Here is a 20,387-nt window from a genome sequence, read left to right on the forward strand (position 1 = left end):
CGGTCAGACGGTCCCGTATTCGGCCTGGCGGATGCGCAGCAGGCTGACGAAACCGGTTTCCGGATCGGTCCAGGAGCCGAATTCCAGCTTGCCGCGCACTTCGATCGTCTGGCCCGGCTGGGTGAAGGTCTGTTTTTCGGAAAGATAAACGACGATGATATTGTCCGGCCAGTCGGCATCCGAGGAGCAGAAGGGGCAAAGCGACATCGGCACTTCGGTCAGCACGAAGAACATCGCTTCGGCCTTCAGCGGCGGCGCCATGAAGCCGCGCACGGCCACTTCCTTGCCGGCAAGCTTCTTCACCTTGTCGGAAAATTCGAGGCCGAGGACGCCGAACTTGCCGTAGAGCTCGTTGAAGCCGAGATCGCTGGCGGCAAAGGCGGGTCGGGACGCGGCGGCGAGCGGCAGGGATGCCATCAGGCCAAGCATCGAACGGCGGCGGAGAGAAAAGAGTTTTTCCACGAAAACCTCCTGAAAACGGCTTTCCCGGCCGGAGACCGGCCGGGAGGATGATAGCATGGATTGCCTGTCGAGAGGCAGTAAACGCGGACGTCAAAGAACGAATTCGGCTTGAGAGACTTGCTGCCCCTTCTCCCCATCGGGGAGAAGTGCCGAGCGTATGCGAGGCGATGAGGGGGCTCCGGGCACAATCGTTACCGTGCGGCGGGTACAGCCCCCTCATCCGACCCTTCGGGCCACCTTCTCCCCGCTGGGGAAAAGGGGAAATCCAGCACAGGTCGTCACCGACCTAAGCCATCACACCTTAGTTGGTCTGCTTGGTGCCGAGAGCGAAAGCGTCCGCGAGGACCTTGTAGACGTCGCTCTGTTCCATGTAGCCACGGAAGCCTTCGGCGCCCGGGCCGATGGCCTGCAGGACGACGTCATCAACGGCGTGAACGCCGCTGTCGCCGCTCTTCGGAATGTTGCCCTGAACGAAGACGGCGCCGGGAACGTCCTTGTACTGTTCGTTGGCGACGTATTCCTTCTTTTCGTTCTGGATGGCCGGAACGAACGGGCCGTCCATCTTCGGACGGAAGGTTTCCCAATGGTCCGGGCCGTTGTTGGCGTTCAGGAACAGGCGACGGGAAACGTCGATCTTGTCCGGGAAGCCGTCGCCGTTCTCGTCCTTGTAGTTCGGGAAGCCGGCATCGGCGTAGGTGCCGACCTTTTCGCGCATGTCGGTGCCCGGCTTTTCGTCGTCGACGGTGCCGATGATCGAAACGCCATGGGTGTGGTCGCCGGTGACGACGATCAGCGTGTCTGGGTTGGCCTTCTGGAATTCGCGGGCAAGGCCGATGGCCTGGTCGAATTCGATGGTTTCAACAACGGCGCGGTCCCAGTCGAGCGGGTGGGACATCTTGTCGATCGAAGAACCTTCGACCATCAGGAAGAAGCCGTCCGAGCTCTTCGAGAGACGGTCGAGGGCGACCTTGGTCATGGCGACGAGGCCCGGCTGGTTCGGGTACTTGTCGACGGTGCCCTTCTTCAGGAATTCACGATCAAGCGTGACGTCCATGTTGCCCGGGTGGAAAACGCCGAGCAGCTTGCCGTTGGCCATGGCTTTGGCGGCAAGTTCGTTCTTGTCGGTCGCAACGGCATAACCGGCGTCCTGGAAGAGCTTGATGAAGTCCTTGTCGTCCTTGCGCTTCGAGCCCGCGGTCGCCTGCGGCAGGAAGTAGGCGGAACCGCCGCCGAGCAGGACGTCCGGCTTGACGTCGAGCAGCATGCTGACGATCTCGGCCTTGTCGTTGCGGTTGCGGGTATGGGAAACGACGGCGGCCGGGGTCGCGTCTTCGACTTCGGCAGTAACGACGATGCCGATCTGCTTCTTGGTCTGGCGACGCAGGGCTTCGGCAATGGTCTCGACCTTCGGGTCGTCCATCGAGTCCGGCGTACGGTCGGCATAAACGCCGATGGCGTTGACGGCCGTCTTGTGGCCGGTCATGTAGGCCGACATGGTGTTGGCGCTGTCGGTCGCGACGGCGTTGGTGGCCGAAGTGCCGATGAAGGCTGCCGGCGGCACGTCGTCGAGGTTGAGGCGGGCGTTTGCCTTACCTTCGGTCATGCCCTTGGACATGATGCGGGCAGCGGTGCGGTGAGCGACCGAAAGGCCATCGCCGAGGAAGAAGATGACGTTCTTGGCCTTGGGCGCTGCGCCCGTGCCGTAAACGTTCCAGGTAACGGTCTTGGTTTCGGAACCGGCCGAAACTTCAACCTTGTAATCGCCGGCGGTGGCAATCGTCAGGCCGCGCAGGATGACGGCAGAACCGAGGACCTTGTCCTTGTTCTTTTCTTCAGCGACGAACTGAACGTCCTTGCCGAAAACGGTCTTGTAGTCCTGGCCGTTGACGGTGATCTTGACGTCTTCCGGCTTCACGACGGTGCTGAATTCAGCCTTGAAGTCGAACGGGGAGCCGGCCAGGATGGTGGCGCGGGAAAGCGGGAATACGTTGGCGGCCTGGGCGACGCCGGACAGCGCGGTCGAAACGACCAGAGCAACAAGAAGCTTGCGCATAGTGGACCTCACGGAAAGTTTAGAAGGGGAAGGCGAGGCCCGTATATCGGCGACACGTGACAGTCGCGTGACTGTTTGACGCACGCAGCCACCGGATGTAGCGGCGGGCAGCAAAAGCACCGAAATTTCAAGGATTTACTGAAGGTCCAAAAACGGAAAAGGCCCGGCGCGGGAGGAGGATGCGCCAGGCCTTAAACTTGATCGACAACTGGGAGGAGGAGGATGTTGCCGATCCGTATCGGCGGCACTGGGAGGAGGAGTGTGCCGTTCGATGAACAAAGATATAGGCTAATCGTTTAAGCATGCCAATCCACCCTGCTGCAATGCAGCAATGCGCTGGATGCAGAGCTGAGCATTTGCCCGCGCCTCATTCTGTCGCTCAATGGCCCGCAATCAAGGCAGGTGTTGGCGCAGTGCCTTCAAGATCGTCATATCCTTCGCCAAAAACGTGGTCTATAGCCAGATCGAGACACGACGACGGAGATGGACATGGCAGAGATCAGGTATCACGAAGGCGATATTCCGGCAGCGGATGCGGCGCGCTATACCGACGCAATCGCCATCGATACGGAAACGCTCGGGCTGGTACCGCGCCGTGACCGGCTCTGCGTCGTACAGCTGTCGCCGGGCGACGGTTCCGCCGACGTGATCCGCATCGCCGCCGGCCAGAAGCAGGCCCCGAACCTCGTCGCGCTGCTCGCCGATCCGCTGAAGCAGAAAATCTTCCATTTCGGCCGTTTCGACATTGCCGTGTTGTTCCACACATTCGGCGTGACGACGACGCCGGTATTCTGCACCAAGATCGCCTCGCGCCTGACCCGCACCTATACGGACCGGCACGGGCTGAAGGACAATCTCAAGGAGATGCTCGACGTCGACGTCTCCAAGGCGCAGCAGCAGACCGACTGGGCGGCCGAGACGCTGTCGCAGGCACAACTCGAATATGCGGCCTCCGACGTGCTGCACCTGCATGCGCTGCGCGACAAGCTGATGGGCCGCCTGGTGCGCGACAATCGCCTCGAACACGCAAACGCCTGCTTCGAATTCCTGCCGACCCGCGCCAAGCTCGATCTGCTCGGCTGGGAAGAGGCAGATATCTTCGCCCATAGCTGACCTGCGAGGCGAGGCCGATGCAACAACGCCTCCCCGATCGCGATCCTGAAGACAGGTTGCCGGCCCATGAGACCGGTCCCTATCTGGAGCCCTTGCGCCGCGCCATCCGGGGCGCGCTGGGCCGGTTGCCCTGGTGGCTTTCGGAATTCATCCTGTTCGGCCTGAAACAGGCTTGGGCCTGCCTGTTTGCCGGCATCATGCTTGGCCTGATGATCGCCACCAAGTTCGCCTGGCAGGCCGACTGGCCGCTTTATCGCTACGATTTCCTGTTTGTCATGGCGCTCGCCATCCAGGCGCTCTTTCTGCGCTTGCGCATGGAGAGCTGGGAAGAAGCCAAGGTCATCCTCGTCTATCACGTCACCGGCACGGCGATGGAAATCTTCAAGGTGAAGATGGGATCCTGGACCTATCCCGAACCGGCCATCATGCAGATCGCCGGCGTGCCACTGTTTTCCGGCTTCATGTATGCAGCGGTCGGCTCGTTCATGGCGCGCACGATCCGTATTTTCGACATGCGCTTCACTCATTTCCCGCCACTCTGGCAGACAGCGGCGCTGGCGACCGCCATCTACGTCAACTTCTTCAGCCACCATTACCTGCCGGATATCCGCTACATCCTGTTTGCCGCGACCGTGCTGGTGTTCCGGCGGGTCAGCATCCATTTCACCACCGACCGCACGACGCTGCGCATGCCACTGGTGGTCGCCGCCTTTCTGTCCTCGCTGTTTCTCTGGCTAGCGGAAAACATCGGCACGATCACCGGCACCTGGATTTATCCGAGCCAGAAGGTCTGGCACATGGTCTCCTTCGGCAAGCTCGGCTCGTGGTATCTGCTGCTCTATGTCAGCTTCGTGCTGGTGACGCTGGTATTGAAACCGCGTGCGCCAGGTGAAACGGCGCGGATGTGAGTATTTCCGAGATATAAGTGGTCTGGGGATTTGTTCTAATCCGTCGGTAATAACTCGTTAACTCTTCACTCTTAATTTTGCCGCCGGAACTCACACAACCAGACCGGATTTCGGCCATGTTGCTTCCTACCCAGCAAACCTACGGGCTTGCCGCCACCAACCTCATGCAGTCGATGCTCGACAGCGCCGAGGAACAGCGCAAAAAGGACGAAGCGGAGCGTACCGGCAAGGAACGCGACAAGATCACCGAGGCGCGTATCAGCGCCAGCGAGGAGGCCAAGCGCGCTCGCGACAAGATCGCTTCCGCGCTGTTCGGCTCCAACAATGTCGATCCGAACGAACTGAAGATGGATCTTCTGGAGCGGGTGGCCAAGGAAGTCGGCCTCGATCCGGATGAAGCCCGTTCGAGCTTCAAGTTCGGCAAGGCGGTCGAGGATATCGTCAAGACCATGCCGGACGAGCAGGTCCGCAAGATCGAGGAAGATCTCGGCCTCAAGGATCTGGGCATCACGATGGACACGCTGATCGCGGCCATCAAGAACCCCTATGCCGACGACGCCCAGCACCTGAAGGACGCGCTGACCAAGAAGGCCAATGGCGGCAAGATCGGCGCCGACGTCGATCGCGTCGTCCAGCGCATGGAAGACATTGCCGATCCGAAGACGCTGGAAGAACTGAAGGTCGGCCCGCAGGGTTACGATCCAACTCGCGTCGAAGATGCCGAGACCCGCGCTGAGCGCAAGGACGACATCGCGGCCGCCGAAGCCGGGAAGAAGCTCGAGGATGTCCAGAAAGTTCAGGACGCGATCGAGGAAAAGAACGACGACACCAAGGTGGAACCGGGCAAGACCGGGACCGATGGTGAGGTCAAGGCGGATGCTGGCGAACTTCTGACCCTCTTTGCCGCAGCAGCGGAACAGGTCGGAGATTCCGAGCCGGTGAAGGCCGAAGACAGCCTCGTTTCGGATGCGGTTGAAACCAAGACCGCGGACGAAGGCGACGTGGCAGGTGGCCTGCCGGTTAAAGGCGGAAGCGAAGATCAGGTGACCGAGCTCAACGCGGATGCGATCGAGAGCATGATTACCGATCAGGCAATCGAAGACGCGACGGCTATCGTACCGGTCAGCGTCGACGAAATTGGTATCTATGAGTTGTTGAAGAAGAAGTTGGCTGCGTGACCCTGCGATAGACTGATTTTCCCTCCTCCCTGTCAGATATGACCAACTTCGCGACATGTTCGCGAAGAACGTCCTCCTCGTTATCGAAGCGTTAACCTTTTTATCCGATGATACGAACGTATATCGGCATTGGTAACGCCATGAGGCGTCACGGTCGCAGCGCCGTTCCGTTGCGAGAAAATACGAAAACCGCGTAGCCGAGCTGTCCCCTCGTCGCAATCAGACGCAATCGTCGCAACAAGACAGGAGCAGACGATGCTGCCCCCGGTTCGTGCAACGCTGAGCTCATTCGTCGAATACCAGAACCCACAGCCGCAGCCTCTGCTGCGCCAGACGATCAATGCCGCCGCCGTCGCCAACATCGCGGCCGATGCATCGATGCCGATTTCCGGCCGCCGATTGGACATTCTTTCGCTTTCGGCCCAACTGCAGCTCGCCCAGGGCATTTCGATCTTCGCCGAAACGATCGGCAAGCTGATCAAGCTGCCACGCCGCGAGGGCGAAGCGCTGCTCGATTACGCAAAGCGGCTGATGGAGGCAGTGAAAGCCATGTCTCCCACCCAGCAGGCCTCGCTTGAGCGGATGCTGAACCAGCTGGTGAAGGGCATTTCGCTGCGGCTGATGACCGAGATCCTCAATAACCCGACTGGCCCGGATGCGGCGCGGCTTGCGGTCAGGCTCGAGACCGCGCAATTGCTGGAGCGTGACCTGGCCGCAAAAGCCGTCGTCAGCTCCTATCGCCAGAATAGCGGGGCGGAACCGGCGCCCTTGCCCATCGCTCAACCGCCGCAGCGACCATCCGAAGCGGCAACCGCCGCCGCTGCGCCCGTTGTCGCGACAGAAGGGCCTCAATCCGAATCGGCCGCGGCATCGCAAGCCGAGACGGACACTGCACCGCACCAGGCGCCAAGCCAGACCTCCGCCGAGGGCGAGCAGGATGCGCCGACGCAAGCTGCCGCCGCCCATGCGGAACCGGCTGAGCCCGAATTGCAGGCACAAACGGCTCCGACATCAGGCCAAACCTCCCCTCAACCGGTGCAGGCCGATCCAGCCGCGACTGAAGGTCAGATCGTTCAAGCAGCCGAACAGGAAACCATCGCAACCGCCGGTGAGACGATGGGCATCGAACTTGCGGAAACCGAGACGGCCGAAGTTTTTGCGCCCATCCTCGACGATCTTCCCGAAAGCCGCGCAAGCCGCACCTCGATCGACGATGCCGATGTCTGGGGACCGGCGAGCAATCTGCGCAGCGACAGCCGCGCACCGGCAGCCGGCTTCTATGACGGCCCGGCCCTTGCCCGCCTGTCGCAGCACGGACTTGAGGACCAGCCGACCCTTCGACAGGCCGATGCCGCCAAGATGGGGATGCCCGCCATGACCGAATGGCTGGCCGAGGTATTTTCCGAAGGCAATGCCGACCTTCTGGAACCACTGCCCGCGGCGGCGAAGGTGCCGCCGGAACAGCAGGTTTTGGAAGAACTCTTCGACAAGGATGCTCTTCCGTCAGTAAGAGTACCCATCGACGAACAGAACAAGACGATCCTGCAGACGCCCCGCGCCTATGCGGCCGAGGAGCCGGAAGCACCGCTAACGCAAGGCAAACCAGGCTCGGCCCCTTCCAATGGAAGTAACCAACCGGCCAATATCGCCGACACAGCCGAACAACTCGTGCTTCCTCTGCCCTTACCGATCATTCCTCGCGAAGGCGTCGCGCTGCCCTATGTCGCTTACCCGCCGGAGGATCGCGAACGCGATCCGGAAGAGCGCAAGGCCAAGGCAATCACGCCTACCGACGAGGACGGCGAACAGCAGCAAGGCGGCGGCCAACAGCAATTTGCCGAGGACCGGTCGCACGAGGAACAGGCTGAAGAGCGCGAAGACGAAGCGGCCGGAGAACAGGCCGAGGACGGAAGCCGCGCCAATGATTTGTATTGGCGGATGGCCGGGTGGAATTGAGGGCGGTGCGGCCTTCCCTTCTACCCATCGGGGGTCCGAAGGGCGGGACGGGCAAGCGACCCGTCCCCGGTTGGTGGCCCACAGGGCCGGATGAGGGGGCCAAGCCCACCAAGTCATCTATTTTAAAATCGGCGCGAGAAGCGTCGAGGATACTTTAGGGGTTAAAGCAAGCGCAGCGCCTGGAGCCCCCTCATCCGCCCTTCGGGCACCTTTTCCCCGCTGGGGAGAAGGGAGGACTCGCATCTCCCATCCGCCTTACCCTCAGAAAAACCGCGCAACAAAAAACCGCCGGACCTTTCGATCCGGCGGTTTTCTTCATTCAGGTAACGACGATTACTCGTTGTTGCCGCGGTTCTTCAGAGCAGCGCCGAGAATGTCGCCGAGCGACGCGCCAGAGTCGGACGAACCGAACTGAGCGACGGCTTCCTTCTCTTCTGCGATCTCGAGAGCCTTGATCGACAGCATGACCTTGCGATCCTTCTTCGACCAGTTGACGACGCGGGCGTCGAAAACCTGACCGACCGAGAAACGCTCCGGACGCTGATCGTCGCGATCGCGTGCCAGGTCGTTGCGGCGGATGAAGGAGGTGATGTCTTCGTGAGCAACGAGCTTCACTTCGACGCCACCGTCGTTGACGGCGATGACTTCGCATGAAACGACAGCGTTCTTGCGCAGTTCGCCGGAAGCGGCGGCTTCGCCGACAGCGTCCTTGCCGAGCTGCTTGATGCCGAGCGAGATACGCTCCTTGTCGACGTCCACATCGAGAACGACTGCCTTGACGACGTCGCCCTTGTTGAACTCCTCGATGACCTGTTCGCCCGGACGGTTCCAGTCGAGGTCGGAGAGGTGAACCATGCCGTCGACATCGCCTTCGAGGCCGATGAACAGGCCGAATTCGGTCTTGTTCTTGACTTCGCCTTCGACTTCAGTGCCAGCCGGATGCGAGAAGGCGAATGCCTGCCACGGATTTTCCAGCGTCTGCTTGAGGCCGAGCGAGATACGGCGCTTGGACGGATCGACTTCGAGAACGACAACGTCGACATCCTGCGTCGTGGACAGGATCTTGCCGGGATGTACGTTCTTCTTGGTCCAGGACATTTCGGAAATGTGGATCAGGCCTTCGATGCCCGGCTCCAGCTCGACGAACGCGCCGTAATCGGTGATGTTCGTGACGGTACCGGAAATCTTCTTGCCGACCGGGTACTTGGCCGAGATGCCATCCCACGGATCCGACTCGAGCTGCTTCATGCCGAGCGAGATACGGTGGGTTTCCTGGTTGATGCGGATGATCTGAACCTTGACCTGCTGGCCGATGTTCAGGATCTCGGACGGATGGTTGACGCGGCGCCATGCCATGTCGGTGACGTGCAGCAGGCCGTCGATGCCGCCGAGGTCAACGAACGCACCGTAATCGGTGATATTCTTGACGACGCCGTCAACAACCTGGCCTTCTTCGAGGTTCTGAACGATTTCAGAACGCTGCTCGGCACGCGACTCTTCGAGAACCGTACGGCGCGAAACAACGATGTTGCCGCGACGCTTGTCCATCTTGAGGATTTCGAAGGGCTGCGGGTTGTGCATGAGCGGGGTGACGTCGCGGATCGGACGGATGTCGACCTGCGAACGCGGCAGGAAGGCGACAGCGCCGTCGAGATCGACGGTGAAACCACCCTTGACCTGGTTGAAGATAACGCCTTCGACGCGCTCGCCAGCTTCGAACTTGGCTTCGAGCTTGACCCAGCTTTCTTCGCGGCGTGCCTTCTCGCGGGAGAGGACCGCTTCGCCGAGAGCGTTTTCGATGCGCTCGACGTAAACTTCGACTTCGTCGCCGACCTTCAGCGTGCCGTCTTTGCCCTTGGCGCCGAATTCCTTCAGCGCGATACGGCCTTCGACCTTGAGGCCGACGTCAACGACGGCCATGTCCTTTTCGATCGCGGTGACGCGACCCTTGGTGACGTAGCCTTCGGCCAGATCGTTGGATGCGAAGGATTCTTCGAGGAGGGCTGCAAAGTCCTCACGCGACGGATTGGTAACTGCCATGAAATCTCCTAGAGTGCCTTGTCTCGAAGGCACATATGCGCCGGGGGTTTGCGTTGTTCATGCCTTAAGCATCAGGTCCGCCTCTCGGTGAAGAGAAGCAAATCCGGCGCGGGGACCGAGCTCCAGGCTTTGGTGCATTCTAAAGACGAAGCCGGCCAGACCGGCTAACATCGTCAACTCTTCTTCAGGACGGCATCGATGATGGTCTTCGCCGCCTGAAACGCGGCCTCTATACTCATTTCCGAGGTATCAAGCAAGTGCGCATCGGCAGCAGGCTTCAGAGGGCTGTCGGCGCGGCCTATGTCGCGCTCGTCACGCTTCTTCACATCAGCAAAGATTTCCGCGTAATCGGCGGGCTGGCCCTTGCCGAGGATTTCCTCATAACGGCGGTTGGCGCGCACGTCGGCTGACGCGGTGACATAAAGCTTCACGGGCGCATCGGGGCAGACGACGGTGCCGATATCCCGCCCATCGAGCACGGTTCCCGGCGTCCTGCCCGCAAAAGCCTGCTGCGCCTCGACCAGCGCGCGGCGCACGGCCGGCATGACGGCGATCTTTGACGCGGCTTCGCCGATCTCATGCGCCGACAATATATTGCGATCCAGACCGGCAAGCTCGACCTCGCGCGCCATCTTTTCGGCAACAGCCTCGTCATCGAGCGGCAGGCCTGCATCGAGAAGTGCCTTGGCCGCAGCACGATAGGTGAGACCCGTATCGAGATGATGGAAACCGTAGGCATCGGCAATCTGCCGCGAAAGCGTGCCCTTGCCGGCGGCGGCCGGTCCGTCGATGGCGATGATCAATGCAGGCTTCAATTCTTCCAACTCGAACTTGTCTATCAGAAAGTGCTACCGTCAGACGTTGCGCATGGCGCCGTACTGTCGAACGAGTTCAGCCATATCGCCTTGTCCAGGCGTTTCCGCAAGCCCCGCCGCCACGCCTTCGCGGTCGACTACCGGCCGATTCTGGCTGACCTTCCATTTGCCTTCGATTTCGGCGATCTCGATCTCCACGCCGACAATGCCCTTCAGCTGTGCGCGGATGAAATCATCCGGCGCGTCATTGACGGACCAGGGCATTTTGCGGCCGCCCTCATGCTGGCTGGTGATGGCGCCGATCTGGGCAAGCAGCCAGTCGGCGTCCTCGACGATACGGGCTGTGCCGCGAGCCTGGACGATCGCGTAGTTCCAGGTCGGCACGACTTTGCCGGTTTCCTGCTTGGTCTGGTACCAGGAGGGCGTCACGTAGGAATCGGCGCCCTGAAAAACCGTCAGCACCGAAGCGCCATCGCGAATATCCTTCCACTGGCCGTTAGCGCGGGCAAGATGCAGGCGAAGCGTGCCTTTTTCGGAAGCCTCGGCGTCCAAGTGGAACGGCACCGGATTGGCGAGCAAGCCGGAGGCGCCCGATGTGACCAGCAGGCCGAGCGGATGCGCGCGGATCAGCGCGTGCTGGGTTCCAAGATCTTCTTCCCTGAAATGCGGCGGTTGATACATGCGGCCTGCCCTTCGCTTGTGACGTGTGCTGCCTATCACAAAGTGCCCGAAACGTCATCCACGCCAACGTTATGGGTTTCATGAAAGTTTGTCTTTGACATCAAGGGCAGCAGGCCTTATGGGGACCGGCTTAGATTTTCACCAAAAAAGGCCGCATCCAGCGGCATGCCGAACTATTCGGCCATCCCATGAGGCTTTGACTGTGGCAAAAGCGGAACTCGGCACTAAGCGCACCGACCCGGATACCGGCAAGAAATTTTACGACCTGAACCGCGATCCGGTCATTTCTCCCTATACCAACAAGTCCTGGCCGTTGTCCTTCTTCGAAGAGAACAGCGCCGCCAAGAAGATGGAGCAGGCTGAGGAAGAGGACGTCCAGGAAGTCGATACCGAGAACCAGGAAGTCGAACTGACTTCCACGGACGATACGGATGACGGCAACAGCGGCGACGACATTCCGGATATCGGCGATGACGATGTCGATATCGGCGACGATGACGACGACACTTTCCTGGAAGCCGACGAAGACGAAGATGACGACGATGTGTCGGGCATTATTGGTGTTGGCGGCGACGACGACGAAGTCTGATCGCGATCACGCTTAAGGCCCGGCAATTCAATAAAAATTGCCGGGTTTGGAAATTTCGGCTTGCACTCTCCGAAAACCGGAAGTAATAAGCCGCCACTCCAAAGCGAACGCCGCAGCGGAGTTTCCCAGGACCGGAAAATACCCGGACCACCCTGATGGGGCTATAGCTCAGCTGGGAGAGCGCTTGCATGGCATGCAAGAGGTCAGCGGTTCGATCCCGCTTAGCTCCACCAAACTTTTCCATCGATAAAACGCAAAGCTTCGGATAGCAGAGCCGTGTTTGGCCTATGCGACTTGGCGCATCCTGAGCTGCGACCTAGTGCAGCGTGAGAGAGCGAGAGCTGCCTGCGACGGGGCGTGCAGGCTTCTGGCGGGCAGTAACCACACGAGGCTTTGCTTTGACCTGAGCGCGACGTGCGGCACGCACCTTTTCGCGGCTACAGGCGAAACGGTTCATGGACAGATCTTCGCGATAGGCCTGCTGGTGCCCAAAACTCATTCGGTGGATGGCAACCGCGAAGGTACAAGCGAGAACCGTGACGAGTGCTACAACGACTGAAAGAGCGATCATATTCGCCTCCTTGCGCCTGACTAACGCGCAGATTGGTGAAAAGTTCGGCGATTCGCTTTGATTCGGATCACATCCGTTCACAAGAGCTTGCTTGCCGCACTATCGGATGACGGTTCTGCGACGTTCCAGGAAGGCTGCACCCTGAAGTGCGGCGAGGATTATCGCGACACCGATCACCACCCGGATTTCCGGCACTTCGCCGAAAAACACGTAGCCGGTGAAGGTGACGACGACGATTGAAAGATAACCCACAGGCGCGAGCACGCTGGCATCGGCGATTCGATAGGCGCGTAGCCAGCAATATTGACCGAGTTGCGCCAGGAAGCCGATGCCGAGCAGCGGGATCCAGTCGAAGGAAGCGACCGGTTGCCAGGTGAAGGCGGCGGGTACGGCGGTGATGACCGCGAGGCCGACCGTGTAGAACACCATCATGACCGTGGTGTTCTCGTCCTTCAGGGCGCGCGTCTGGATGATCGCCAGCGAGCCGAAGACGACGGATACCAGCACGACCAGAACGCCGAAATCGAAACCGGACGAACCGGGCGCCATGACGATCAACACGCCGATGAAGGCGAGACCCGCGCCCGTCCAGCGAATGCGGCTCACCGTCTCTCCCAGCATGGCAACGGCCATGGCCATGGTAACCAGGGGCCGGGAGAAGCCGACCGCATTGACCATCGCGAGCGGTAGCATGGTGATGGCAAGGAAATTGCTGGTCAGCGCCACCGCGTTGCAGGAGATGCGGAAGATATTGCGCCACGGGTGTTTGATCCGCGTCATCTCGGCCCGGTGATGCCAGATGAGCGGCAGGATGAAGATGAGCCCGATCATCGCGCGGATGAAGACAAGCTGGAAGGCGGGATAGGTCGCGCCCATCGCCTTTACCAGCGCAGTCATGCCGCCGGAGACGAAAGTCATATCGAGCAGCAGCCAACCGATGGCGACACGGGTGTTGGATGGGCGGGCATTCGGTGCCCGGCCAACCTGCGCTGGCTCGCCGGTGCTCACGCCGGCTGTACGAGGTTTGCCATCAGCCGGAAGGCGCCGGGCACCAGCTTGTCGAGCTGGTGGTGCAGCACGAGACTGGTATGGGTGTGGCGACCCTTGCCGATCGCTGCCGAGATCAGCGCGCCCTTGAGCGGCTGTTCGTTCGGATCGTGCATGGCGATCAAGGGCTCATAGGCATCGCCCCAGCGGGAGGCGAAATAGAGACCGCGTTCCTTGTCCCAGCCATGCCAGTCTTCCGGGCCGATGACGTTCGGGCCTTTGAAGAGGACGTGATCGGGCGCCAGAACCGTCACCTCCGAGCGCGGATCGGTGACGCGCCAGCGCAAGGAGGGCGAACCGATATCGATGCGGCGCACCGGCGTCTCGTCCGGGTTCCAGCCGTCGCTTGGGCGGTGATAGAGAGTCACCAGATGGCCGCCCTCTTCCACGAAGCGATGCAGGCGTTCGGTAGCAGCCGCCAGATCCTTGCGGATGCCGAAGGCGAAGATGCCGACGACGATGGTGGTGAAGCGCGACAGATCGCCCGACAGGGCCTGCGCATCGAGTTCGGTGACGTCGAGGCCCATGCGGGACAGCCACATGCCTACCCGATCGGCACCGCCGCCAACGTAACCAACCCTGGCACCTTCCGGCAGTTTCAGATCGATCGACAGGATTTTCAGCAAGGCCGGCGCGCGAAAACTGGTGCGGCCGATATGGCGGTAGGCAACCGGCGTGATCTGGAAGGCCGGGCGGCCGTCGATCTGCGGTTCGATCTCGATCAGGCCGGGCTTGGCGGCATCGGTGGCGGACGCGAGCCAGCCGTCGGCGTTCTTCTTCATCGTCCAGCCGGCGGGCGCCTTGAACGAGACCGGGGCATTGCCGCCGGTGACATTGGCCTTGATCGCCCATTCCGTCTGACCGGAACCGACCGGCACGAGAAGGGCGTCGGGCAAAAGGGTGAGCGATTGGGCGGGCGTAACGGTAAACGGTTCTTCGAGATCGAACGTGCCGAACACGACCCGGCCGTTGATTTCCGCCGAGATTTTGACATGCGCATGGCCGTTGCTGCCGAGAGCCGACCAGGATGGCAGATAGAGGTCGGATAGCGGTGCGCCGGAGGCTGCCGTCAGCGTGAAGATTCGTTCCTGGCCAAGCGATTCGACGGCGCTCGATACGCCTTCAGGCAGGACTGGGACGGCATCGACCTTGTAGGAGGCTGCATTCTCGCTGAGCTCGACAGTCAATGTCGACATGCCGCCGGGAGAGATGACGGGTGGTTCCGCATCGGCCCGTTCGAAAACGGCTGCCGCTTCGAGGATGGCGGCGTCGATTTCCTTGCGCTTGCGGAGAATACGACGGCCGTGCAGCGTTACGAAATCGTCAGGCGCTCCGGTCGTGACGATATCCAGCCAACCGGCTGCTTCGGAGAGCGCCTTGATGATCGCATCGCGATCCGGAAAGGCGGAGATGGCGACGGCGATAGCATCGTCTGCCGAACGCAGCGCTTCAGCCACATTGGCAGGCAGGCCGGGAAAATTGGCGAGAATGGTGAGCGATGCCGGCAGACCCTCAAGGACGGATTGCTCGGCCTTCGAACCTTCGGCGGAAAGCTTGAGATGCAGTGGCCATGCCCGTTGCGGCTGTTTCGGCCAGTGCCCCATGCCCTGCGAGGCGTGGTAATAACGCGACCACTCGCCGATACGGCCGTATTCGGCGCCAGTCGCCGGTTCGCGGCCCTCTGCGCGCACCGTGAGGGTCGTATCCGGTGGCGGCACCTCGTCGTCATAGGTATCGCCACCGCCGGACCAGGCCGGCAGGTAATATTTGGCGACCTTCCAGGGCTCGAGGCCTTCGGTCCTGTAGCTCGGATCGGCGGCAAGCGTGATCGCGGTTTCGGCGGCACGCGTCATGGCTCGGTGGTGGCCGTGCTGACCGGGCACGTCGAGGAAGGTCGGGATGACGATATCCGGGCGCTCCAGACGATAGGCGCGCACCAGCCGCTCGATAATGCGGGCCTCGCCCCAACGGCCGAATGTGGCATCGCCATCCTTCGAGAAACCGAAATCGTGGACCGGATCGGCCGGACCGTGGCCGAGCCAGGAGACGTCACCGTCGATGGCGCGGGCCGCCTCTTCCAGCTCGCGCGAGCGCATCACGCCAAGCGGACCGAGACGCTCCGGACCGAGCGCATTCTGGCCACCCTCGCCGCGGGTTGAGCAGGCGATGATGACGCGCATGCCCAGCCCAAGGCGGAACCAGGCGAGCATCTCGTTGCGCTCGTCATCCGGGTGCGCGCCGGTATTCATCATGGTGACCGTGGACTTCAGCCGCGAGAGCTTGCGGTGCAGGCGGATAAGCGACGGATCGGCCATCTGCCGTTCGATGCGTTCGCGGGCGGTCAGCATGAAAATCTCCTCAGTATGTCATGCGGGAATATCGGCGAGCCCCGGTAACGAGGTTTCGAGTTTCGGGGTCACCATGTCGAAAAGCGGAAGCGCGGCCGCTCCGAGTGCTGCCGTCAGCTGACCGGTCTTGCCGCGCAGCACGCGGGGCAGCGCCCGCTGGCGGCGGCTGGCGACGGAGGTCGGCAACGTGCCCATGCGGGCAATGATATCGTCGATGACCGCATCCGGCAGCGCGCCGCCGAGGATCACCGTCTGCGGGTCGAGAATGTTTTCCAGCATCGCCACCATAGGGCCAAGATAAGTGGCGGCTTCATCGATCCATTCCTCGACGACCGGATGACCGGCGGCATGCAGGCTTTCGATCGCGGCGACCTCGTGATCGGTCACGCCGGCGCAGGTCAATTTCTCCTTCAGCACATAGGCTGAGGCATAGCCTTCCAGACAGCCGAGCTGGCCGCAGGAGGGACAGGCCCTACCCTTCGGCACGACCGTGACATGGCCGATTTCGCCAGCATTTCCGAAAGCGCCGCGATAGGGCGCGCCGTCTTGGATGATGCCGAGGCCGATACCGACGCCGAAATAGATCATGCAGAAATTCGAGATGGCGAGTCCAGCGCCGAACAGCCGTTCGCCGACCGCGGCCGCCGTCGCATCGTTTTCGACCACGACCGTGTGGCCGCAGGCATCGCTCAGCGCCTGCGCCGCATCGATGCCGGCCCAGCCGGGCAGCGTCGTCGGGCCGACGGAACTCATGCCGTCGATCTCGAAAGGGCCGGGCATGACCGCCCCGACGCCCATCAGCTTCGAGCCGACGGATTTTTCGACCGCCGCGACTTCGGATGCGAAGATCGGCAGGACGTGTTCGTGGGTGGCCGCTTCGATCGGTGTGATGCGCTTGGCGCGCAACCGGCCGGACAGATCGAGCGCCACCGTCACCATGCGGTCGGCGGCGATTTCGACGCCGATCGTGGCGCCGCCTTCCGGATTGACTGCGAACTGGATGGGCGGCTGGCCGCGGCCGGATTTCAGCCGGCCCATTTCCATCAGCAGGCCATCGCCGACCAGTTCGTCGACGATATTGGCGACCGCCTGTGGGGTCAGGTGGGTGAGCTTGGCGATATGCGCGCGGCCCAGCGACCCGTTCCGGCGCACCACGTCGAGCACGACGCGCCGGTTGTGATCACGGCTTCGTTCCGGGTTTTTCCCGATAGCCACCGGGTGCGTGCCAATCGTGTGTATGGTCATCTCGCCCACCTTCGAGCGAATTCATAACGCCGGAAAAGCGTTTCTCGCAATAGATTAATTCAAGTAAATTATCTTATTGACAAAAGGGCTCAGTCAGGGAACGTTTGAGGAAAGGGCTGGGGCAAAAGGGGCCGCAGTGCTTCGAAGGAGGAATTCGAAGCGATTTCTTCTGGACGACAATCAAGAGCGACGGCCGCAAAACGCAGCCGGATGCAGGGAACAATCAGACCCCAGGACCGGCAAATCCGAAAAATCGGGACCGGGAGGGGCAAAACGGAGGCTCACATGCGCAAGGCAGTTTTGTTTGCCGGTCTTTTGGCCGGTTTCAGCACATTCGCATTCAATGCCGCTCAGGCGGTCGAAATCGAATATTGGCAATATGTCTTCGACACGCGCGTGAAGGCTATGGACCAGCTCATCGTCGAGTTCCAGAAAGCCAATCCGGGCATCACCGTCAAGCAGGTCACCTTTCCTTACGCCGATTACCAGACGCGCGTGATCGCCGCCAACATGGCCGGCAATGCGCCCGACGTCATGCAGCTCTTCTACGGCTGGCTCGACAAGTTCGTCGCCGGCGGCATCCTGCAGCCGCTGCCGAAGGACGCTTTCCCGCATGACAAGATCGAGAAGGACTTCTTCCCGATCGTCACTGCGATGAAGCGCGACGGCGAATATTACGGCCTGCCGACCGCCGTGCGCTCGCTTGCCCTGTTCTACAACAAGAAGCTTTTCACCGAAGCCGGCCTCGACCCGAACAGCCCGCCGAAGACGCTCGACGAATATGTCGCCGCCGCCCAGAAGATCGCCAAGCTCGATGGCGCGGGCAATATCGTGGTTGCCGGCTCGACGCTCGACATGGGCGGCCAGGACCACCAGTGGTGGCGTGAAGTGCTCATCCGCCAGTTCGGCGGCGAGCCCTATAAGGACGGCGACACCAAGGTCACCTACAATAACGAGGCGGGCCTGAAGGCGCTCAATTTCTACACCAGCCTGCAGCTCGAAAAGAAGATCGGCAAGGCCGGCTTCATGGACGAAGGCCAGGCGGCCTTCCGCGGCGGCAAGGCCGGCATGACCATCGACGGCACCTTTCGCCTCGGCTCGTTCAAGACCATCAAGGACTTCGAATGGGGCGTGACCGAACTGCCGGCCAATGCTCAAGGCGTGCGCTCCAACTATGCGAGCTATTTCGCCAATGGCATCAGTGCCAAGACCAAGGGCGAAGAGCTGGAAGCTTCCAAGAAGTTCCTGGCCTACATCACTTCGCCCGCCGCCATGGACATCTGGCTGAAGACGGTCGGCGAACTGCCGGCGCTGCGCTCTGCGGCGCTCACAGAAGCCAACCTGAAGGACCCGATCTACGCGCCGTTCCTCAAGGGTCTCGAATATTCCCACACGACGCTCTTCAAGGATGAGCTCGGCCAGCGACAGAACGCCATCGACATGGTCAACCGCGTTCTGCTCGAAGGTCAGTCGACCAAGGATTCTCTCGCTCAGGCCGCCGAAGCCGAGCAGGAAATGATCGACGCGGCCAAGCCCTGATTGCCCGGCCGTAATCCAGTCCTGATCCTTGCAATCCAGCAGAGCGGAGCTGTCCATGGCAGCGATTGAACAACAGGGGGCGGCATCCGGCCGCCCCAACCGAGAAGGCGGCCTGTCCATGCGGACGAGGCGACTCATCTGGGTCTGGAGTTTCCTGGCGGTCCCGATCCTCTTCTACGTGATCATCCGCTTCTACCCGACCTTCCAGGCCTTCTACCTGTCGCTCACCAACTGGGATCTGGTGCGGCCGCCGAAGCTCGTGTGGTTCGCCAACTATATCAAGCTCTACAAGGATCCGCAGTTCTGGAAGGTGTTCAAGAACACGTTCCTCTACCTGATCGTCGGCACGCCGATCAGCCTGCTGCTGGCTTTCACGATCGCCTATTTCCTGGATCGCGTGCGTTTCATGCACAATTTCATCCGGGCGCTCTATTTCCTGCCGTTCCTGACCACCGCGGCGGCGATGGCCTGGGTCTGGCGCTGGTTCTACCAGCCGCCGCCGATCGGCATCATCAACGACGTGCTGGCGATGGTCGGCATTCCGCAGCAGCCCTTTATCCGTTCCACGGGACAGGCGCTCTATTCCATCATGGTCACCTCCATCTGGGCCGGGCTCGGTTTCCAGATCATCATCTTCATGGCCGGCCTGCGCGCCATTCCGAACACGTTCTACGAGGCGGCCCGCATCGACGGGCTCGGCGAGTGGGCGATCCTCAGGAAGATCACCCTGCCGCTCCTGAAGCCCACCACCGTCTTCCTCGTAGTCTTCTCGTCGATCGGCTTCCTGCGCATCTTCGACCAGGTCTACAACATGACCACCAACGATCCCGGCGGGCCGCTCGGCTCGACCAAGCCGCTGGTGCTGATGATCTACCAGACCGCCTTCAACTCCTATGCCATGGGTTATGCCGCGGCGCAGACCGTGGTGCTGTTCACCATCCTGCTGATCGTCTCGCTGCTGCAGCTGTGGATCCTGAGGGAAAAGAAATGAGCGACGCCGCACCCGTTTCCTCTCCGCTCTACAAGGCCAACATCCGGTCCGGCCGGATCATCATCTGGACGCTGCTGTTTATCGGCGGCATCATGATGATCTCGCCGCTGGCCTTTATGTTCGCGACCTCGTTCAAGACCGCCGATCAAGTCTACGACCTGCGGCTGATCCCGGCGGCGCCGACGCTATCGAACTACATCGCCGTGCTGGCCGACGGGCGCTTCATGCGCTGGTTCTTCAACTCCATGCTGGTCGCGACGATCGTCACGGTGTCGAACTGCTTCTTCGACAGCCTGGTGGGTTATACGCTCGCCAAGTTCGACTTCCGCGGCCGGCAATTCGTCTTCATCGCCATTCTTTCGACGCTGATGATCCCAACCGAGATGCTGGTCATCCCGTGGTATCTGATGTCGAGCCAGCTCGGCTGGCTGGACAGCTATTGGGGCATCATGTTCCCCGGCATGATGACGGCCTTCGGCACCTTCCTGATGAAGCAGTTCTTCGAAGGGGTGCCGAACGATTTCCTCGAAGCGGCGCGTGTCGACGGGCTGAACGAATTCCAGATCTGGTGGAAAGTGGCGATGCCGCTGGTGACGCCGGCACTTTCGGCGCTCGCCATCTTCACCTTCCTCGGCAACTGGACGGCGTTCTTCTGGCCGCTGATCGTCACCACCAGCAAGGAACTCTACACGCTGCCCGTCGGCCTTTCGAGCTTCGCCGTGGAACAGCAGATCCAGTGGGAAATGATCATGACTGGGGCAGCGATTGCCACCATTCCCACGCTCATCGTCTTCATCGTCCTGCAGCGCTACATCGTCCGCGGTGTCATGCTCGCGGGCCTGAAAGGATAA

Annotated in this window: 17 protein-coding genes and 1 tRNA gene; 9 read left to right on the forward strand and 9 right to left on the reverse strand. The window is 61.2% G+C overall.

The genetic code is table 11. From position 1 onward, the window contains the following. Positions 1-3: 3 nt before the first annotated feature. Together KX729_RS19530 and KX729_RS19535 are read right to left on the reverse strand one after the other, a co-directional pair. A complete protein-coding gene (locus KX729_RS19530; RefSeq protein WP_219744143.1) occupies positions 4-462 on the reverse strand; it encodes a hypothetical protein in 459 nt (152 codons plus the stop codon). A 301-nt stretch (positions 463-763) separates the two neighbouring features. After that, entirely contained in the window at positions 764-2,515 is a 1,752-nt protein-coding gene (locus KX729_RS19535) for an alkaline phosphatase (RefSeq protein ID WP_219744144.1), read from the reverse strand. A gap of 489 nt (positions 2,516-3,004) precedes the next feature. On the opposite strand from KX729_RS19535, the gene KX729_RS19540 reads away from it, so the two are divergent. The 4 genes from KX729_RS19540 to KX729_RS19555 all read left to right on the forward strand — a co-directional run bounded on the left by KX729_RS19540 (position 3,005) and on the right by KX729_RS19555 (position 7,670). After that, positions 3,005-3,628, forward strand: a complete 624-nt coding sequence (locus KX729_RS19540; protein ID WP_219744145.1) for a ribonuclease D — start codon at positions 3,005-3,007, stop codon at positions 3,626-3,628. A 17-nt stretch (positions 3,629-3,645) separates the two neighbouring features. Continuing rightward, positions 3,646-4,536: a DUF817 domain-containing protein gene (locus tag KX729_RS19545; protein ID WP_219744146.1), complete on the forward strand. Its 891-nt coding sequence runs from the start codon at positions 3,646-3,648 to the stop codon at positions 4,534-4,536. 116 nt (positions 4,537-4,652) lie between these two features. Then, on the forward strand, positions 4,653-5,714 hold the full coding sequence (locus KX729_RS19550; RefSeq protein WP_219744147.1) for a hypothetical protein: 1,062 nt from the start codon (positions 4,653-4,655) through the stop codon (positions 5,712-5,714). Positions 5,715-5,969: 255 nt separating this feature from the next. Then, complete coding sequence (locus KX729_RS19555; RefSeq protein ID WP_219744148.1) at positions 5,970-7,670, forward strand: hypothetical protein; 1,701 nt, start codon at positions 5,970-5,972, stop codon at positions 7,668-7,670. Positions 7,671-8,003: 333 nt separating this feature from the next. Here KX729_RS19555 and rpsA read toward each other — a convergent pair whose 3' ends face one another. The 3 genes from rpsA to KX729_RS19570 all read right to left on the reverse strand — a co-directional run bounded on the left by rpsA (position 8,004) and on the right by KX729_RS19570 (position 11,206). Then, positions 8,004-9,710 (reverse strand): 30S ribosomal protein S1, encoded by a 1,707-nt coding sequence (gene rpsA, locus KX729_RS19560; protein WP_219744149.1) that lies wholly within the window; start codon positions 9,708-9,710, stop codon positions 8,004-8,006. Positions 9,711-9,883: 173 nt separating this feature from the next. After that, positions 9,884-10,525, reverse strand: coding sequence for a (d)CMP kinase (gene cmk, locus KX729_RS19565; RefSeq protein ID WP_246617695.1), 642 nt, complete (start codon positions 10,523-10,525; stop codon positions 9,884-9,886). Between the two features lie 39 nt (positions 10,526-10,564). Beyond that, positions 10,565-11,206 (reverse strand): FMN-binding negative transcriptional regulator, encoded by a 642-nt coding sequence (locus KX729_RS19570; RefSeq protein ID WP_219744150.1) that lies wholly within the window; start codon positions 11,204-11,206, stop codon positions 10,565-10,567. Positions 11,207-11,408: 202 nt separating this feature from the next. Here KX729_RS19570 and KX729_RS19575 point away from each other — a divergent pair, with 202 nt between their 5' ends. Next, positions 11,409-11,795: a TIGR02300 family protein gene (locus KX729_RS19575; RefSeq protein ID WP_219744151.1), complete on the forward strand. Its 387-nt coding sequence runs from the start codon at positions 11,409-11,411 to the stop codon at positions 11,793-11,795. A gap of 157 nt (positions 11,796-11,952) precedes the next feature. Further along, a tRNA-Ala gene (locus tag KX729_RS19580) sits at positions 11,953-12,028 on the forward strand. 83 nt (positions 12,029-12,111) lie between these two features. Here KX729_RS19580 and KX729_RS19585 read toward each other — a convergent pair. The 4 genes from KX729_RS19585 to KX729_RS19600 form a co-directional block, all read right to left on the reverse strand. Next, positions 12,112-12,366, reverse strand: a complete 255-nt coding sequence (locus KX729_RS19585; RefSeq protein WP_219744152.1) for a hypothetical protein — start codon at positions 12,364-12,366, stop codon at positions 12,112-12,114. 99 nt (positions 12,367-12,465) lie between these two features. Next, entirely contained in the window at positions 12,466-13,284 is an 819-nt protein-coding gene (locus tag KX729_RS19590; RefSeq protein ID WP_246617721.1) for a DMT family transporter, read from the reverse strand. Positions 13,285-13,370: 86 nt separating this feature from the next. Further along, a complete protein-coding gene (locus tag KX729_RS19595) occupies positions 13,371-15,761 on the reverse strand; it encodes a PIG-L family deacetylase (RefSeq protein ID WP_219744154.1) in 2,391 nt (796 codons plus the stop codon). Between the two features lie 18 nt (positions 15,762-15,779). Beyond that, entirely contained in the window at positions 15,780-17,006 is a 1,227-nt protein-coding gene (locus KX729_RS19600) for an ROK family protein (RefSeq protein ID WP_219744155.1), read from the reverse strand. A gap of 285 nt (positions 17,007-17,291) precedes the next feature. Between KX729_RS19600 and KX729_RS19605 the strand changes: the two genes are divergently transcribed. From KX729_RS19605 to KX729_RS19615, 3 genes are read left to right on the forward strand one after another with little or no spacing between them, the layout of a single operon-like run. Then, a complete protein-coding gene (locus KX729_RS19605) occupies positions 17,292-18,545 on the forward strand; it encodes a sugar ABC transporter substrate-binding protein (protein WP_219744156.1) in 1,254 nt (417 codons plus the stop codon). Between the two features lie 55 nt (positions 18,546-18,600). Then, complete coding sequence (locus tag KX729_RS19610) at positions 18,601-19,536, forward strand: carbohydrate ABC transporter permease (RefSeq protein ID WP_219744157.1); 936 nt, start codon at positions 18,601-18,603, stop codon at positions 19,534-19,536. Further along, positions 19,533-20,387, forward strand: coding sequence for a carbohydrate ABC transporter permease (locus KX729_RS19615; RefSeq protein WP_219744158.1), 855 nt, complete (start codon positions 19,533-19,535; stop codon positions 20,385-20,387). The genes KX729_RS19610 and KX729_RS19615 overlap by 4 nt, the downstream gene beginning before the upstream one ends.

The sequence above is a fragment of the Neorhizobium populisoli genome (genome assembly GCF_019430945.1).
GTDB lineage: Bacteria > Pseudomonadota > Alphaproteobacteria > Rhizobiales > Rhizobiaceae > Neorhizobium > Neorhizobium populisoli.

Coding starts and splice junctions, on each gene's coding strand:
- KX729_RS19535 (WP_219744144.1), bottom strand. CDS start 2,515: ATGCGCAAGCTTCTTGTTGCTCTGGTCGTTTCGACCGCGCTGTCCGGC.
- KX729_RS19540 (WP_219744145.1), top strand. CDS start 3,005: ATGGCAGAGATCAGGTATCACGAAGGCGATATTCCGGCAGCGGATGCG.
- KX729_RS19545 (WP_219744146.1), top strand. CDS start 3,646: ATGCAACAACGCCTCCCCGATCGCGATCCTGAAGACAGGTTGCCGGCC.
- KX729_RS19550 (WP_219744147.1), top strand. CDS start 4,653: ATGTTGCTTCCTACCCAGCAAACCTACGGGCTTGCCGCCACCAACCTC.
- KX729_RS19555 (WP_219744148.1), top strand. CDS start 5,970: ATGCTGCCCCCGGTTCGTGCAACGCTGAGCTCATTCGTCGAATACCAG.
- rpsA (WP_219744149.1), bottom strand. CDS start 9,710: ATGGCAGTTACCAATCCGTCGCGTGAGGACTTTGCAGCCCTCCTCGAA.
- KX729_RS19570 (WP_219744150.1), bottom strand. CDS start 11,206: ATGTATCAACCGCCGCATTTCAGGGAAGAAGATCTTGGAACCCAGCAC.
- KX729_RS19585 (WP_219744152.1), bottom strand. CDS start 12,366: ATGATCGCTCTTTCAGTCGTTGTAGCACTCGTCACGGTTCTCGCTTGT.
- KX729_RS19590 (WP_246617721.1), bottom strand. CDS start 13,284: ATGACTTTCGTCTCCGGCGGCATGACTGCGCTGGTAAAGGCGATGGGC.
- KX729_RS19595 (WP_219744154.1), bottom strand. CDS start 15,761: ATGCTGACCGCCCGCGAACGCATCGAACGGCAGATGGCCGATCCGTCG.
- KX729_RS19600 (WP_219744155.1), bottom strand. CDS start 17,006: ATGACCATACACACGATTGGCACGCACCCGGTGGCTATCGGGAAAAAC.
- KX729_RS19605 (WP_219744156.1), top strand. CDS start 17,292: ATGCGCAAGGCAGTTTTGTTTGCCGGTCTTTTGGCCGGTTTCAGCACA.
- KX729_RS19610 (WP_219744157.1), top strand. CDS start 18,601: ATGGCAGCGATTGAACAACAGGGGGCGGCATCCGGCCGCCCCAACCGA.
- KX729_RS19615 (WP_219744158.1), top strand. CDS start 19,533: ATGAGCGACGCCGCACCCGTTTCCTCTCCGCTCTACAAGGCCAACATC.